Annotated in this window: 17 protein-coding genes; 11 read left to right on the forward strand and 6 right to left on the reverse strand. The window is 60.3% G+C overall.

Annotation, left to right across the window (positions count from 1 at the left end; genetic code table 11):
• Positions 1-161 precede the first annotated feature (161 nt).
• On the forward strand, positions 162-503 hold the full coding sequence (locus UF78_RS07430; protein WP_045161454.1) for a ribonuclease E inhibitor RraB: 342 nt from the start codon (positions 162-164) through the stop codon (positions 501-503).
• A gap of 12 nt (positions 504-515) precedes the next feature.
• Here UF78_RS07430 and UF78_RS07435 read toward each other — a convergent pair whose 3' ends face one another.
• Positions 516-1472, reverse strand: coding sequence for a LysR family transcriptional regulator (locus UF78_RS07435; RefSeq protein WP_045161455.1), 957 nt, complete (start codon positions 1470-1472; stop codon positions 516-518).
• A 104-nt stretch (positions 1473-1576) separates the two neighbouring features.
• Between UF78_RS07435 and UF78_RS07440 the strand changes: the two genes are divergently transcribed.
• On the forward strand, positions 1577-2332 hold the full coding sequence (locus UF78_RS07440; protein ID WP_045161456.1) for a sulfite exporter TauE/SafE family protein: 756 nt from the start codon (positions 1577-1579) through the stop codon (positions 2330-2332).
• Between the two features lie 21 nt (positions 2333-2353).
• Here UF78_RS07440 and UF78_RS07445 read toward each other — a convergent pair whose 3' ends face one another.
• Entirely contained in the window at positions 2354-3742 is a 1389-nt protein-coding gene (locus tag UF78_RS07445; protein ID WP_045161457.1) for an MATE family efflux transporter, read from the reverse strand.
• Between the two features lie 121 nt (positions 3743-3863).
• On the opposite strand from UF78_RS07445, the gene pdxB reads away from it, so the two are divergent.
• The 8 genes from pdxB (at position 3864) to UF78_RS07485 (ending at position 11763) form a co-directional block, all read left to right on the forward strand.
• Complete coding sequence (gene pdxB / locus UF78_RS07450) at positions 3864-5009, forward strand: 4-phosphoerythronate dehydrogenase PdxB (protein ID WP_045161458.1); 1146 nt, start codon at positions 3864-3866, stop codon at positions 5007-5009.
• A 115-nt stretch (positions 5010-5124) separates the two neighbouring features.
• Complete coding sequence (dnaX, locus tag UF78_RS07455) at positions 5125-7170, forward strand: DNA polymerase III subunit gamma/tau (RefSeq protein WP_045161460.1); 2046 nt, start codon at positions 5125-5127, stop codon at positions 7168-7170.
• Between the two features lie 15 nt (positions 7171-7185).
• Entirely contained in the window at positions 7186-7512 is a 327-nt protein-coding gene (locus UF78_RS07460) for a YbaB/EbfC family nucleoid-associated protein (RefSeq protein WP_025241324.1), read from the forward strand.
• 133 nt (positions 7513-7645) lie between these two features.
• A complete protein-coding gene (gene recR, locus UF78_RS07465; protein ID WP_045161461.1) occupies positions 7646-8245 on the forward strand; it encodes a recombination mediator RecR in 600 nt (199 codons plus the stop codon).
• Between the two features lie 197 nt (positions 8246-8442).
• Positions 8443-9432 (forward strand): ABC transporter substrate-binding protein, encoded by a 990-nt coding sequence (locus tag UF78_RS07470; protein WP_045161462.1) that lies wholly within the window; start codon positions 8443-8445, stop codon positions 9430-9432.
• Between the two features lie 96 nt (positions 9433-9528).
• Positions 9529-10272: an ABC transporter ATP-binding protein gene (locus tag UF78_RS07475; protein ID WP_045161463.1), complete on the forward strand. Its 744-nt coding sequence runs from the start codon at positions 9529-9531 to the stop codon at positions 10270-10272.
• Positions 10272-11045 (forward strand): ABC transporter permease, encoded by a 774-nt coding sequence (locus UF78_RS07480; RefSeq protein WP_045161464.1) that lies wholly within the window; start codon positions 10272-10274, stop codon positions 11043-11045. The genes UF78_RS07475 and UF78_RS07480 overlap by 1 nt, the downstream gene beginning before the upstream one ends.
• Positions 11046-11055: 10 nt before the next feature.
• Positions 11056-11763: a transporter substrate-binding domain-containing protein gene (locus UF78_RS07485; protein WP_052679278.1), complete on the forward strand. Its 708-nt coding sequence runs from the start codon at positions 11056-11058 to the stop codon at positions 11761-11763.
• A gap of 28 nt (positions 11764-11791) precedes the next feature.
• Here UF78_RS07485 and UF78_RS07490 read toward each other — a convergent pair whose 3' ends face one another.
• From UF78_RS07490 to hemN, 4 genes are all read right to left on the reverse strand, one after another.
• Positions 11792-12409: an SCO family protein gene (locus UF78_RS07490; protein ID WP_413043408.1), complete on the reverse strand. Its 618-nt coding sequence runs from the start codon at positions 12407-12409 to the stop codon at positions 11792-11794.
• Between the two features lie 2 nt (positions 12410-12411).
• Positions 12412-12960, reverse strand: a complete 549-nt coding sequence (locus UF78_RS07495; protein WP_045161465.1) for an adenine phosphoribosyltransferase — start codon at positions 12958-12960, stop codon at positions 12412-12414.
• A gap of 10 nt (positions 12961-12970) precedes the next feature.
• A complete protein-coding gene (fnr, locus tag UF78_RS07500) occupies positions 12971-13705 on the reverse strand; it encodes a fumarate/nitrate reduction transcriptional regulator Fnr (RefSeq protein ID WP_045161466.1) in 735 nt (244 codons plus the stop codon).
• A gap of 95 nt (positions 13706-13800) precedes the next feature.
• The gene (gene hemN / locus UF78_RS07505) at positions 13801-15183 is read right to left on the reverse strand and encodes an oxygen-independent coproporphyrinogen III oxidase (RefSeq protein ID WP_045161467.1); all 1383 of its coding nucleotides are present in this window, start codon (positions 15181-15183) and stop codon (positions 13801-13803) included.
• Positions 15184-15375: 192 nt separating this feature from the next.
• On the opposite strand from hemN, the gene nadE reads away from it, so the two are divergent.
• Positions 15376-16203 carry an ammonia-dependent NAD(+) synthetase gene (gene nadE / locus UF78_RS07510; protein WP_045161468.1) on the forward strand — a complete coding sequence of 276 codons (828 nt, stop codon included), beginning with the start codon at positions 15376-15378 and terminating at the stop codon, positions 16201-16203.
• Positions 16204-16250 lie beyond the last annotated feature (47 nt).

The following is a 16250-nucleotide window of genomic DNA, read 5'->3' on the forward strand; positions in this document are numbered from 1 at the left end:
GCAGAGGCCTATTAGAAATACCGCAAGGTTTATACCGCTTCGGGCTTCCGATTAACGAGGCAACCCACGGCTGGCGCTGTCCAGTCGGTATCCGCAACGAGGCAAAACAAAGGCTATCCATTCCTGAAATCGTTCATCCATGAGTGAGAGGAGGTTGTTTTATGAGTACCACCTTCCATGAGGATGTAAGCGGCAACGTGCTTCTGAGGATGAAAGAGGGCGGATTCGATTTCTCCCGCGTCCATCCGATAGAGTTCTATGCCGTGTTTCCCGACCGTGAACGTGCCTGCGCGGCCGCCAGCAATTTTCGTGGCGAATGCGTCAATGCTCAGATTGCCCCCCGTGACGACGGCGCCTGGGACCTCCAGGTCAGCAAGGTGATGTATGCCACTTTCGACGGTATCGGTGACTTCGAACAGGACTTGGAGAACCTGGTCGAGCCGCTGGGTGGCGTGGTCGATGGCTGGGGCGTGACGCAGGAACTTTCAGGCTGCGCTGTCTGATCATCGATTCGCTCAACCAAAACCGAGTCCGCTTTGCAGTGCCTGGTCCCAAGGTGGGACCGGGCCAAAGCGGCTTTTCAGGAATTCCAGCAGCAGCCGGCTGCGAGAGTCGGCTTCCCGAGTCAGTCGCAGGGCATAAATACCGCTTGGCTCCGGCGTTGGCAGGCCTTGTTCGCAGAACAACGGCAGCAGTTCGCCACGGAGCAGGTGGTCGCTGACCAGCCAGGTCGGAAGATGCGCAATACCCAGTCCGGCCAAGGTGCCGCAAAGCAATGCCTCTGCATTGTTCGCAACCATGCGCAGGCGTCTCGGGCGCAACAGTTGTCGTTTGCCCTCATGCTCGAACCGCCATGCATGCGGCGGCGCCAGCGCATCCCAGTCCAGCCCGTCATGTTCCGGCAGCTCCGCAACGCTCTGCGGTCTACCCCGTCTTTGCAGGTAGTTCGGACTGGCGCAGAGGATACGTAACAGCGGCGCCAGAGGCGTTGCGACCAGGCGCGTGTCGGCCTGCGGGCCGATGCGCAGCACCAGGTCGACCTCACCCAGATGCTCACCTTGCAAGTCGACGAAGCTGTCGATCAATCGCAGCTGAATGTCCACGCCGGGGTAGGCTTGCAGGAAGTCGGCCAGCGCGGGCGCCAGATGGCGCCGTCCGAAGGGAGCCGGTGCATCGATGCGGATACGACCTTCCGGCGCACTTTGCAGCGACGTCATTTCCGCCCGCGCCAGGTGCAGTTCATGGACGATGCGTCTGGCGCGCTCGGCAAACGCCTGTCCGGCGGCGGTGGGCTTGATCGAATGCGTGCTGCGGCTGACTAGCTGACAGGCGAGTGACCTCTCCAGCGAGTCGATGCGGCGCGCGACGGAAGAGGGCGTGAGAGCATGCAGGCGGGCCGCGGCCGAGAAGCTGCCGGTATCGAGCACGTCGAGAAACAGTCTGAACTGGTCTGTGAGGGCAGTGGTATCCATAGGGGTTGCTCGGTTATGCGGAAATCGCAAAGCCATTGTGCACATCTGTGCGTATACCTGCCAGGCGCCGCTGAGTAGCATGGCGGTTTTGTCGGGAAGCAATCATGGACTTCGTCGGATTCGGGCTGAACACGGTATTGGGTCTGGTGTTGGGAACCCTTGGTGGCCTGTTCGGGATCGGCGGTGGGCTGATTGCAATTCCGGTGTTGGGCGTGCTGTTCGATCTGGACCAGCAGGTTGCGCAAGGCACGGCGCTGGTAATGGTGGTGCCTAACGTTCTGCTCGCGATCTGGCGTTATCACCAACGCAACCGAATCGACCCGCGCCACGCCGCAGCGTTGGGCGTCGCCAGTTTCGGCTTCGCCATCGCCGGCGCGGCGGTCGCGGTATCTCTGGATGCTGGGCGTATGCGTATCGCCTTTGTCGGCTTTCTCGTTGCCTTGGCTATCTACACCCTAACGCGTGTTTTCTTTCGTCCGCATCCCGGCGGGACCGAACTGCGTCACCCCTGGCCGTGGCTGGGCGTGTTGGGCGCTGGTGCCGGGGCGTTGGGCGGATTGTTCGGCGTCGGTGGCGCGGTGCTTGCTACGCCGGTGCTCACCGCCGTATTCGGTACTTCACAGGTCGTGGCGCAGGGGCTTTCATTGTCGCTGGCAGCTCCCAGCACCGCGGTCACCTTGTTCGCCTATGCGACCCATGGGCAGGTCGACTGGGCTCTGGGATTACCGCTCGCCATCGGCGGTCTGCTGAGCATCAGCCTTGGCGTCAGGCTGGCGCATGCACTGCCGGAACGCCTGCTTCGTCTGCTGTTCAGCGGCTTTCTGCTGGCGAGCGCGGTCATGCTGGCGCTGGAGGTGTGAGTGTGTCGAGTCGGGCCGCTGCTACGCGGTGACCCGACACGGCTGTCGGTGGATCTCGCGACGGGCACTGCGCACCAGGCGGATGGTCAGGAGTATCGCGGCGCAACTCAAACCGGCGATCAAGCCCTGCCATAGGCCCGCCGGGCCGCTCGGGTCGCCGAACCTGTCGGTGAGGCCGAGCACGTAGCCCACCGGTAAACCGATCCCCCAGTAGGCGAAGAGCGTGAAAATCATCGTCATGCGCGTGTCCTGGTAGCCGCGCAGCGCACCTGCCGCAGTAACCTGCACCACATCTGAGAACTGGAACAGCGCGGCATAAAAGAACAGGCTGGCAGCGACCGCGATAACCGCCGGATCGGTGGTATAGATTCGGGCGATCTGCTCGCTGAACAGCAGCATGCTACCCGCCGAGAAGCAGGCATAGGCCAGGCTCGATACGATCCCTAATCCGGCGACGAAACGTGCGTCTCGCGGTGCGCCGCGCCCGAGCGCTTGGCCGATGCGGATGGTGATGGCCATCCCCAGCGACAAAGGAATCATGAAGATAAGCGAGGTGAAGTTCAGCGCAATCTGGTGCCCGGCGACGACGGTCGCTCCCAGACCGCCAATCAACAAGGCGATGACCGAGAAGATGCTGGCCTCGGCGAAGACCGCAACGCCGATCGGCACGCCAACCGAAAGCAGGCGACTCAGCACCGACCATTGCGGCCAATCGAAACGGGCGAATAGCCGGCTTGACTGGTAATACTCGGCTCGCCGCACCCAGAACAGCATGGCCAACAACATGAAACCCATGACCAGCGCTGTCGACCAGCCGCAGCCAACGCCGCCCATGGCTGGCAGGCCCAGCTTGCCGTAGATGAAAATGTAGTTCAGCGGGATATTTAGGGTCAGCGCGAGAAGACCCACCACCATGCTTGGTCGGGTGTGACCGAGCCCGTCGCTGAAACAGCGCAGCACCTGATACAGAGCCACCGCCGGAAAACCGCAGGCGACTGCCCGCAAGTAGGCCATGGTGGGATCGATCAGCGCCGGCTCGACTTGCATCAGATGCAGCACCGGTTCGGCATTCCACATCAGCAGCGCGAACAGCGATCCGATACCGAACCCCATCCACAGCGCCTGCCGGACCAGCGGCCCGATCTGTTCATGCTGACTACTGCCGAAGCGCTGAGCGACGTTGGGCGTGGTCGCCAGAATGACTCCGGTCACCAACAAGAACACTGGAACCCAGATGGAGTTGCCCAAGGCGACCGCGGCAAGATCACGCGGGCTGACACGCCCGGCCATCAGCGTGTCGACGAAACCCATGGCGGTGTTCGCTAGTTGGGCGATCATCATTGGTAATGCGAGGGCAAAGAGCGTGCGCAGTTCTACGCGGACTCGTCTGAGTTTCAACTCAGTGGGCATTGCGTGTTTTCCGGATTGTATACAGAAGCGGACTAGTCTACGCCGCGAGAGTGGCGCTCGGGAAGGCAGCAGAGCGGCTCGACGCGGTCTAGAATGGGCCGATCAATGACGGAGCCCGCTAATGCGTATTCTTGCCGACGAAAACATTCCATTGGTCGAAGCCTTTTTTGCAGAGCATGGCGAGATTCGACGTATGCCGGGCCGAAGCATCAATAGAGCAGCGCTCGAACAGGCTGAGGTGCTGCTGGTTCGTTCCGTCACCCGGGTCGACCGCGAGCTTCTGGAAGGGAGCGCCGTGCGCTTCGTAGGCACCTGCACCATCGGTACGGACCATTTGGACGTCGATTACTTCGAAGAGGCAGGTATCGATTGGGCGAGTGCGCCGGGATGCAATGCCCGTGGTGTAGTCGACTACGTACTCGGCAGCTTGTTGGCGCTGGCCGAGGGGGAAGGTGTGTCACTGAGTGATCGCCGTTATGGCGTGGTTGGGGCCGGAGAAGTCGGCGGCAGGCTGGTGAAAGTTCTGCGTGGCCTGGGTTGGGATGTACGTGTCTGCGATCCACCGCGCCAGGCGCGCGAGATCGGTGAGTTCGTCGGCCTGGATGAAATACTCGAAGAGTGCGACGTCATCAGTCTGCACACACCGCTGACGCTGGAAGGCGAACATTCGACGTTCCATTTGTTCGATAGCGCTCGCCTGTCGCAGTTGCGTCCCGGCGCTTGGTTGATTAATGCCGCCCGTGGTGCGGTCGTCGATAATGCCGCCTTGCGCGAACTGCTGGCCCAAAGGCCAGACACCCAGGCCGTGCTCGATGTCTGGGAGGGGGAGCCGCAGGTCGATGTCGAACTGGCGGAGCTCTGCTGGATCGCGACACCGCATATCGCCGGCTACAGCCTGGACGGCAAGCTGCGCGGAACGGCCCAGATCTATCAGGCGTTTTGCGCCAGTCGAGGTCTGGAGCCTAAAGTCGCACTGTCCGAATTGATGCCTGTTACGCCGCTTCGGGGGCTCTTATTCGATGCCTCGGCCGAGCCCGGCGACGTCTTGGCGACGATCTGCCGAGCTATCTACGACCCACGCAGGGATGACGCTGCCTTTCGCCGCAGCTTGTGCGAGGGTGAAGAGCAGCGTCGGATCGGCTTCGATCAGCTACGCAAGCAATACCCGCAGCGTCGAGAAATAGACAGCTTGCAGATCCAGATCAGCTCCAGCCAGCCGCAGCTGGAACAGCTGGTGGGAGCCCTCGGGGCGACCTTGAAGCGCTGATCGGGCTTTGTCCGCGATTGCGATGCACATTCGGGGTCCGGGCGACAGGCCGGATGCAATTTGCGGCCTGCTCCGCTAGCATTACCCGTCCTCTGCTTTATCCCGCGATGGTGTTATGAGTTATCAGGTACTAGCCCGTAAATGGCGTCCGCGCTCGTTCCGCGAAATGGTCGGGCAGACGCACGTGCTCAAGGCCCTGATCAATGCGCTGGACAGCCAGCGCCTGCACCATGCCTACCTGTTCACCGGCACGCGCGGGGTCGGCAAGACCACCATCGCGCGAATCATCGCCAAGTGCCTCAATTGCGAGACCGGCATCAGTTCCATGCCCTGTGGCGAATGCTCGGTCTGCCGAGAGATCGACGAGGGCCGTTTCGTCGACCTGATCGAGGTTGACGCTGCAAGCCGCACCAAGGTCGAGGATACCCGCGAGCTTTTGGACAATGTGCAGTACGCACCCAGCCGCGGTCGCTACAAGGTCTATTTGATCGACGAAGTGCACATGCTGTCGTCGCATTCGTTCAATGCGCTGCTCAAGACCCTCGAAGAGCCGCCGCCCCACGTCAAGTTTCTGCTGGCCACGACGGACCCGCAGAAGCTGCCGGTGACCATCCTCTCGCGCTGCTTGCAGTTCTCGCTGAAGAACATGCCTCCCGAGCGCGTGGTCGAGCACTTGACCCATGTGCTCGGTGTCGAGCAGGTGCCTTTCGAGGAAGATGCCCTCTGGTTGCTGGGGCGCGCCGCCGACGGCTCGATGCGCGATGCCATGAGTCTGACCGATCAGGCTATCGCATTCGGTGAGGGTAAGGTGCTCGCGGCCGATGTCCGCAGCATGCTGGGAACTCTCGATCACGGGCAGGTGTATGGCGTATTGCAGGCGCTGTTGGAAGGCGATGCCCGGGCGCTGCTGGAGGCGGTTCGCCATCTTGCCGAACAAGGGCCTGACTGGGGCGGCGTTCTGGCGGAAATACTCAACGTGCTACACCGTGTCGCTGTCGCTCAGGCGTTGCCGGACGCGGTAGACAACGGCCAGGGCGATCGTGATCGGGTGTTGGCGCTGGCGCAGGCACTGCCGGCCGAGGATGTACAGTTCTATTACCAGATGGGTCTGATCGGTCGACGTGACCTGTCGCTGGCACCCGATCCGCGCAGCGGCTTCGAAATGGTCCTGTTGCGCATGCTCGCGTTCCGGCCTGCCGATAGCGAAGACGCGCCGCGAACGTCACTAAAGAGCTTGGGGATCAGTCCGGCCACGACTGATTCCAGAACAACGGATGTGGCCGGTACAGCGGCATCGGCTGTACCGGTTCGCGATCCGGTTGTAGTGCCGAAGGCACCCGCGCAGCCTGCTGCCGTTACCCCTCAGCCCGCTCAGCAGGCAGAGCCGCGACCCGCTTCGGCAGCCGCCGTTCCTGCTCCAGAACCGTTATCCACTACGAGTGCCGTGCCGGTTGATGCGACACCCGAGCCCACAAAGCCGGAACCTGTTCCGCCGGTTGTCGATGTGCCTTGGAACGAGCCGCCCGTTACGCCGCCGGTCGCGGTGGAAAGCGAGGCCCTGGAACAAAGGGTCGAGCCCATTGGCGAGCCGGAGCATCTGGCTGCAGTGGTCGAGGTAAGCGAGCCGGACGATGACGAGCCGCCGTTGACCGACGAGGACTATTTCGAGGTTGAAACCCAGGCCGAGGCTTATCTCGATGGGCTGGACGATCTGGCGTTGGAGCCGCAGGCCGCCGAGCCGGCGCCCGCGGTTCAACCTGCGACCGGCTTGGCTGCCGAGTGGCTCGATATCTATCTGAAGCTTGGCTTGGGCGGTCTGACCGGCAGCATTGCGGCCAACTGTACATTGATATCCATAGATGGCGATCGCTGGCTCATGCACTTGGATCCGGCGCAAAGTGCTCTGTTCAATGCGACTCAGCATCGGCGCTTGAACGATGCGTTGAATCAATACCACGGGCGCACATTGCAACTCGATATCGAGCTGCAGACACCGCAACAGGAAACGCCTGCCCAGGCCGCGGCACGCCGCCGCGGCGAGCGTCAGCGAGCGGCAGAGCAGTCGATCCAGACCGACCCCGTAGTGCAGCAACTGATGCAACAGTTCGCCGCAGTTATTCGCGACGGTACCATCGAACCCGTAGAACACTCCGAACCCTGATCCGAGGTAGATCCCATGATGAAAGGTGGCATGGCCGGCCTGATGAAGCAGGCGCAGCAGATGCAGGAAAAAATGCAGAAAATGCAAGAGGAGCTCGCCAACGCTGAGGTAACCGGTCAATCCGGTGCCGGCCTGGTGAGTGTCGTGATGAACGGTCGACACGACGTCAAGCGCGTCAGCCTGGACGACAGCCTGATGCAGGAAGACAAGGAAATTCTCGAAGACCTGATTGCCGCTGCGGTGAATGACGCGGTGCGCAAGATCGAGCAGAACAGCAAGGAAAAAATGGCGGGCATGACCGATGGCATGCAGTTGCCACCGGGCTTCAAAATGCCTTTCTGATCCAGCCCGGGTGTCGCTCTGACACCCGATCGGCGGACCATGCGAGCCGTGAAACCGCCAGGATCAGGCGGTCTTCACGGCTCGAGGCCCGGCCGTCCTGTCTCCTCGTATCATCCCCGCTCCGGTGAATTCCATGTCTTTCAGCCCGCTTATTCGTCAACTTATCGATGCGCTGCGCGTCCTGCCTGGTGTAGGGCAAAAAACCGCTCAGCGTATGGCACTGCAAATGCTTGAGCGTGACCGCAGCGGCGGGCTCCGATTGGCCCAGGCGTTGACTCGAGCGATGGAAGAGGTGGGCTATTGCCAGCAATGTCGTACGCTGAGCGAGGAGGCACTCTGTCCGCAGTGCGCCGACCCGCGGCGGGATGACTCACTGCTGTGTATCGTGCAAAGCCCGGTGGATGTGTTCGCCGTAGAACAGACAGGGTTTCGCGGCCGCTACTTCGTTCTCAAGGGGCATTTGTCCCCACTCGATGGCCTCGGCCCCGAAGCCATCGGCATTCCCGAACTCCTGGTGCGCGTGGCTGAAGGTAATTTCAGCGAGGCGATATTGGCAACCAACCCGACCGTAGAAGGCGAGGCCACTGCCCATTACATCGCGCAGTTACTGATCCCGAAGGGATTGACGCTCAGCCGTATTGCGCACGGTGTACCGCTGGGTGGCGAGCTCGATCTGGTCGATGGCGGCACCCTTGCTCACGCGTTGGCCGGGCGAAAGACCATCACGCTGTGATCATCGTGACGGAGAGCGGGCCGGGCCCAGCAGACATGAACTTATAACTCTGGGTTAGTGGCTTATGGCTGCTAAGTAGTGCCTACCCCAAAGAACTTCGTGTAAAGTTCTAAGCCAGAAATGCTTAATAACCAAAACTTATTACATGCTTGATTTTGGTTATATAGCTAATGATGCCTACGAACTTGAGGTCGATGATGAAGGCTAGACACTGGCTGGTTTCCGCATTGTTGCTGTTGAGCACCTTCGCGCACGCACAAGAAACGTTCAAGGTCGGCTATATCCGTGTCATGGATGATGCCCAGGCGATGGTTGCCTACGAAGGGGGGCTGTACAAGAAGCATGGCCTTGATGTCGAGCTGGTCGAGTTCAGCTCCGGTACCGATTTGATCAAGGCCATCATCGGTGGCCAGTTGGATACAGGGGTTCTCGGGTTCACCAATGCGGTTGCATGGGCCTCGAAGGGCGCTGATCTTAAAGTTGTTGGTGGTGCACAGCAGGGCTACCACTCGATCGTGGCGCGTGAAGGTAGTGGCATCGAGAAGATCAATGACCTGAAGGGCAAAATTCTCGCCTCTCAGAAAGAGGGCAGCACAGCCGACGCAGTCCTGCGCGGCGTGACGCTGAAAGCCGCCAACCTTGCTCCGAGTGAGGTGAACATCATGGGCACCAGCCCGGCGGTGGCGGTGCAGTCCCTTGTTTCAGGGCGTGCCGATGCAGCGTTCCTCTTCGAACCCTATGATCGCATCGCTCAACTCGTGGCTCCTGTGAAGCAGATCTACGAGATTGGCGAGGTCTGGCCATTTCCCTGCATGGTTGTAATCACTTCCGGCGAGACCTTGGAGAAGCGCAAGGAGGCGGTGTGGCAATCGCTGGACGCCCAGCGAGAGGCGATCGACATGCTGGAAAATCAGCCGGCCGAAGCGGCGAAGCTCATCGCTGACTACTTCATTGCCGAACCGACGCTCAAGACCCTCAATCGTGGTGACCTGCCTCGCGAAGTGGTCATTGAAGAAGCCATCGCCACTCAGACCTTTAGCGCCAAGCTGGGCAGCGAGGACCTGGAGCGTATCCAGGAACTGGCCGACATCCTTCAGGATCTCGGGTCGCTCAAGACCCGCGATGGTAAACCGTTCGACACCAGCGCCATCCTCGACCTTTCCTGGCAGCAAGCTCGCGAACTCTAAGGTCGGCAGCAGATCGTTCCATACACTGCCCGGCCTTAGTGCCGGGCAGTGTCATTCAAGCCCTTCAGTTGGGCAGTTTTTGAGGTCTTCAACGCGATGCAGCTCAGGTTTGAAGAAGTAGACAAGCATTTCGGGCAGCTCGAAGTCATCAAGGGCTTCAATGGTGAATTCGCTCAAGGCGAGCTGGTTGCCCTGGTAGGGCCTTCCGGTTGTGGCAAATCGACACTTCTACATCTGGTTGCCGGGCTGGAGAACCCCACGGCAGGGCGGGTGCTGGCCGATGGTAAGAAAATACCGGGCCCAAGCCCCCGACGGACTCTGGTGTTTCAGGAGCATGCGCTGTATCCCTGGCTCTCGTTGCAGGCCAACGTCGCCATGGCTCTGGAGTTGCAGGGGGTGGCCAAGACCGACGCGTTCGAGCAGGCAAAGGCCTGGCTCGCCCGAGTGAGTCTGGACGGGTTCGAACATTACTATCCGCATCAGGTTTCCGGCGGCATGCGCCAGCGCACCGCATTGGCTCGTGCTTTTATCGCCAAACCGGAAGTGCTGCTGCTGGATGAGCCCTTCGGCGCGCTCGATGCACTGACGCGCATGGCCTTGCAGGACGTGCTGCGTGAGCTGATCGATGAGCACCAACCCACCGTACTGCTGGTGACCCATGACGTTGACGAAGCACTGTACCTGGCCGACCACGTACTGGTGTTCAGCGCGCGTCCGGCACGGGTGCTGAAAACCTTCAATTTCACCCATTGCGAGAAGAGCCACGATCTGTCCGAATTCGCTGCCGAGCGGCGCGAGATACTTCGGTTGTTGGGTATCAAGACGGAGGTAGGGCACTGATGAGCCAGGGACGTCGTCTTACCGGTCCGAAAAAATACTTTGCCGTTGTGCTGGCTGTTCTGTTCATTCTGCTGATCTGGCAGATCGCGGCCTGGAGCCTGCCGGCGTTTCTGATGCCGGGAATTCCGGTCGTTTTCGAGCGATTGCTTACCACGGTTCAAGAGCCTGTGTTCCGTGAGGGGCTATACGGCAGCATGAGTCGGCTGGGCAGTGGGTACAGCTTTGCATTGCTGTTCGGTATCGGGTTCGGTTTGGTGGGAGGTGTGCTGTTTTTCTTCCGCGAAATCCTGCGCTCGGCCATCGTGATTCTTCAATCGATTCCCTCGATCGCCTGGGTGCCGTTGTTTCTCATCGTGATGGGATTCGGCAATCTACCCATCATCGTGGTGGTCGCCTTGGCGGCGTTCTTCCCTATGGCGTTGTCTGTGATGAATGCCACCGAAAGTGTGCAGCCAGTCCATGTTGCCGCCGCTCGGGTAATGGGGGCATCGCGCTGGCAATTGCTGCGACGGGTCTATCTGCCAGCGGTCATGCCGGAGCTGATCACTGGCGCGCAGCTGGCCTTCGGTAACGCGTGGCGGGCGCTGATCTCGGCGGAAATGCTGATCGGCTTTGGTCAGGGCCTAGGACGCTCGCTTGCCTATTCCGGCGAGATTGCCGATATGGCAGGGGTGATGATGAACATCCTGGTCATCGCCATTCTCGCGACCCTGATCGATCAGGTCGTGTTGGAGAAATTCAAGCAACGTATGCTGCGCTACCAGTACGTTTGAGAGGTGCGCCGTGAAGTCATGGCTGCTGTGGCTGATGCTCCTGTTGATGGTCCCTGTCAGCTCTTTTGCGGCGCCTTTGCACGCGCTACTGATTGGTGAATATCGACCGCTCAAGGCGACAGAAGCGGAGCCGGTGACCGATGGATTCGAGGCCTTATGGCTTGCTCGCTTGGGTGAGTTGCTGGGTAGCGATATCGCTCTGGTCGACCCAGGCGCGCGGGCCGATCTCAAGGTTGGAGCGACCGCCTCGGGCGCGGTCTACTACGCCAGCGAGCTTGCAGGGCTGACGGCAGCCGACACGGGACCTGCCAAATGGGCGGAGCTTGCTGGTAGGCCGTTTTGTGTCGCGGCGGGCAGCCCACATGCCAAGGTCGTTGCCTCTCGCTTCGGTGCTCATGCCCGCGCTTTTCCCAGCACTGCGCAAGCGCTGATCGGTTTGAAACTCGGTGAATGCCAGGCGGTGGTAGCTGATCGTCTATTGCTGCAGCAGATCGCCGCTCTTCCCGAATGGCGTCGCTATAACCGGCTGCTGCCCGGATTAGAAGAAGCCGTTTTGCCTTTGCGAGTCGAGGCGGATGACGTGACGCTGCAGCAGCGGATCGAGCAGGCCGTTTCATCCAACCGAGGAAGACAGATGCTGGCCGACGTCACTCAGCACTGGGTTGATGAGGTCGCCTTCCAGGCCTATGTATTGGCCGACACACTGGATTGCCACTAAGGTCTGCTGAGCGCCTGTTATCCCAAGATCACTCGGCTTCGATTACCTGCGACAGAGCTTGGCGCAGGCCATCCAGTTTAAGTGGGGTGCGAATGTACCCGCGCAGCTTGCCCTCGGGGCTGACAATCGCCAGGTTACCGCTGTGACTGACGCTGTAATCGCCCTCGGTATTCTCTGCGGGGATGAACGGGAGGCCCAGCGCCTTGGACAGTTCTTGCAGTTGCCTCATGTCGCCGGTCCAACCTTTGAATCCTGCTCGGTAATAGCCGAGATAGGTACGCAGCGCCTCGGGAGTGTCCCGGGCCGGATCGGCGCTGACCAATATCAATTGGAGCTGATCGCTGATAGAGGGCGGTAACTGGCCGAACAGGCGGCGCATGTCACTCAGCGTCGTAGGACAGATATCCGGACAAGCAGTGAACCCGAAAAACAACAGATGCCAGCGGCCGCGTAGCGAATCGGTCGCGACGGCCTGGCCGTGCTCGTCCACGAATTCCAGGTTCGGCAGCTGCCGTTCACGCGGAAGGAGCAACAGGTTCGCCTCATCGAGCAAGGCGTTGCGGTCGAGCCCAAAGGTAGCCGGACAGAAGGCCAGCAGACCCAGCAGCGCTCCGCTGCGGATGGTCGCAGCCGCCGTGCGAAACACGCCTAGCGCTCGTTCAGCTCGAATGCGGTCAGCGTGAACGTGGGGATGCCCATGTCCTGCAACTTGCGCGAGCCACCCAACTCAGGCAGGTCGATGATCGCAGCAGCTTCGTGAATATGAGCGCCCATGCGGCGAACCAGCTGAGCAGCGGCAACCAGCGTGCCGCCGGTTGCAATCAGGTCGTCCAGCAGTAGCACCGAATCACCTTCGCAGAGGCTGTCTGCATGCACTTCGAGGTAGGCTTCGCCGTATTCGGTGCGATAGGAGGCAGCCAGCACGTCGGCCGGGAGCTTGCCTTTCTTGCGGAATAGAATCAGCGGGCGGTTCAGCTCGTAGGCGATGATCGAGCCGATGATGAAGCCGCGGGCATCCAGCGCTCCGACATGGCTGAAATCACTTTCGACATAACGCTGGATCAGGCTGTCAGCCACCATGCGCAGGGCTTTGGGCGACTGCAATAGCGGGGTGATATCCCGAAATATCACGCCTGGTTTCGGAAAATCCGGGACCGGGCGTATCAGCGTCTTGATCGAGAACTCATCGAAAATCATACGGACCCCACTACGCGTCCATGTTTCCGCCCGCCAGGGCGCATAACCGAATGGAGTCAAGGATACGAACTTCCTTGCCTTCGGCTTCCAACAGGCCGTTCGCCTGACAGCGAGTGAACACGCGGGAGACGGTCTCTACCGCCAGCCCCAGGTAGCTGCCGATTTCGTTGCGAGACATGGGTAGACGGAACTGGTTGGCCGAAAAGCCACGCGCACTGAAGCGGGCCGACAAGTTGATCAGAAAGGTCGCGATGCGTTCATCGGCGGTTTTCTTTGACAGCAGCATCATCATCTGCTGATCATCGCGAATCTCACGGCTCATGATGCGCATCAGCTGGCGGCGCAGTTGAGGCAGCAGCACGCTGAGCTCATCGAGGCGATCGAAAGGAATTTCGCAGACCGAGGTCGTTTCAAGCGCTTGTGCGGATACCGGATAGGTTTCTGTATCCATGCCGGAAAGCCCGACCAGCTCGCTAGGCAAGTGGAAACCCGTGATCTGCTCTTCGCCGGCGTCCGTGACGCTGAACGTACGCAGGGCCCCGGAGCGAATGGCGAACACGGAACTGAACGCATCGCCCTGACGGAAAAGCATCTCACCTTTTTTGAGTGGACGCCCGCGCTTGACGATGTCATCCAGCGCCTCCATATCCTGCATGTTCAGAGAGAGCGGAAGGCACAGGCCGGAAAGACTGCAATCCTTGCAATGAGGTTGCGGCAGCTTGCGGGCCTTGATCGACTCGGACATTGGCGTTCCTGAAAAACCTTACGGGACGCGCAAGATTAACTCAGGCACGGGACATAGGCCAATTGGCACAAGGGTCGCAGGTCGGTTTTTAAGGATTAGATGGCTTGGGAAAGACGCGGAGCGGAGCGTACAGACAGGTAACGGTCGAACAGCATGCACACCGAGTGGGCCAATAGACGTCCGGTTGGCGGGATGACAATGGCGTCATCCTGCAGTTGAATGAGGCCATCGGCGGCCATCTGCTCCAGGGCTGGCCAGATCGTCTCGAAGTATGTCTTGAAGCCGATCCCATGGTCCCGCTCGATTTCTTCGAAGTGCAGCTCGAAATTGCACGCCAGTGCCTGAATCACCCGGCGTCTGATGTGATCGTCTTCATTGCAGCGCAGTCCGCGAACCGTTGCCAATTGACCCTGGTCCAGCGTCTGTTGGTAGAGGGTGATATCGCTGTTGTTCTGGCAGTACAGGTCACCAATCTGGCTGATCGCCGAAACGCCCAAGCCGATAAGATCGCAGTAGCCGTGGGTGGTATAGCCCTGAAAGCTGCGTTGCAGTTTGCCGTCTTCTTGGGCCATCGCCAGTTCGTCGTCAGGCAGGGCGAAATGATCCATGCCGATATAACGGTAACCGGAACGGGTCAGCCGTTCCGTGCTGTGTTGCAGCATCGCCAGCCTGTCCGCCGACGCCGGGATGTCTGCGGCGTCGATTCGTCTTTGTGTCATATACCGTTCAGGGGCATGCGCATAACTGGATACGGTTACGCGGTCCGGTTGCAGGGCAATGACAGCATCCACTGTTTGCGCGAAACGTTCCGGCTTCTGTAGCGGTAATCCATAGACGAGATCAATCTGTATCGTTCGGTATTGCAGGGTTCGAGCGGCCTCGATGATCGTCTGGGTCTGCTCGAACGTCTGCACTCGATTGATGGCCCGCTGCACCGCCGGATCCAGGTCCGGCAGGCCGATGCTGACGCGGTTGAATCCGAGCTCGCGTAATAGCCCGAGGGTCGGCCAGTCCGCATCACGCGGATCGATCTCGATGCCGAAGTCTGCGTGATCGTCGTCCTGCAGACTGAACTGCTTGCGCAGGTGCGCCATTAACTGTCGCAATTGCTCATGGCTTAAGAAGGTCGGTGTGCCGCCACCGAAAAATAACTGTTCGACCACCTGATCAGCGCCGAGGTGACAGGCGATCATCTCGATTTCCTTTTCCAGGCGCTGCAGATAAGAAGACGCTCGTCCGCTATCGTCGGTGATGACCTTGTTGCGCCGGCAGTGGTAGCAGACGCTGGCGCAGAACGGTAGATGAACGTATAGCGAAAGCGGCCGGCTGGCATGCCGGCTGCGACGCAGCGCGTGCAGCAGATCAAACGAACCCAGGCTGCCGCTGAACTGGAATGGCGACGGGTATGACGTATAGCGTGTCCCGGGCTGATCGTAACGATGGATCAGATCGGCATCCCAGCGAATGGCGTCGAACATCTTACGTTCTCGGTTGACTGCGGTGACGGGATTCTAGGATGCACGCCGCCACGCAGACTTGACCTGTATCAAGCGAGCTCGGACCGGCAGCGGACGCCGGACTGGTGGTGCGCAGGAGGAGATTTATTCGCTGGATTGTGGTCGATTAGTCAAACTAGGATCCCGAATCGTCCACTCGCACAGGAGAACTCCATGCACAGCCGCCAGCAAGAGATCGCTGCCGCCCTCAACGTTTGCTCGCCCTTCGACGGCCCTGCCGCTGTACAGGCTGAGATCGACCGGCGTGTCGCCTTCATACAGTCATGCCTGCGCGAGTCTGGCCTCAAGACGCTGGTTCTGGGAATCAGCGGTGGCGTCGATTCGACCACTGCCGGCATGCTCGCGCAGCGTGCGGTCGAAGGCATGCGTGCCGCTGGAGAAGGAGACGATTACCGCTTCATCGCCGTCCGCCTGCCGTATCAGGTTCAGCACGACGAAGACGAGGCGCAACTGGCGGTCGATGCGATCAAGCCGGACGAATGCCATACGGTGAACATCGGCGCCGCTGTGCAGGGATTGTCGCGAGCGACCGAGGCGCTGGAGGCGCTGACGCCCGAGAAGCGCGACTTCGTGCTGGGCAATACCAAGGCGCGGATGCGCATGGTGGCTCAGTACACTATTGCCAATGCACGCCAAGGCTTGGTCATCGGCACCGATCATGCGGCCGAAGCAGTGATGGGATTCTTTACCAAGTTCGGTGACGGTGCCTGTGATCTCACGCCCCTGGCTGGCTTGGTCAAACACCAGGTCAGAGAGCTGGCCGCCGCCTTAGGGGCGCCTGAGCAATTGGTGAAGAAAGTCCCTACGGCCGACCTGGAGGAGCTTTCGCCCGGCAAGCCGGACGAAGACGCGCATGGCGTGTCCTATCGGGATATCGATGCCTTTCTGCAGGGCCAGTCTGTGCCAGACGAGGCGGCTCGCATCATCGTCGACACCTACGACAAGACCGCGCACAAACGTCAGCTACCTAAAGAGCCCTGACGGATCGAGGCCAGGGGCACGCTTATCGGACATTGCCGGTATGCCCT

Source organism: Stutzerimonas stutzeri, from assembly GCF_000952685.1.
Lineage (GTDB): Bacteria > Pseudomonadota > Gammaproteobacteria > Pseudomonadales > Pseudomonadaceae > Stutzerimonas > Stutzerimonas stutzeri_E.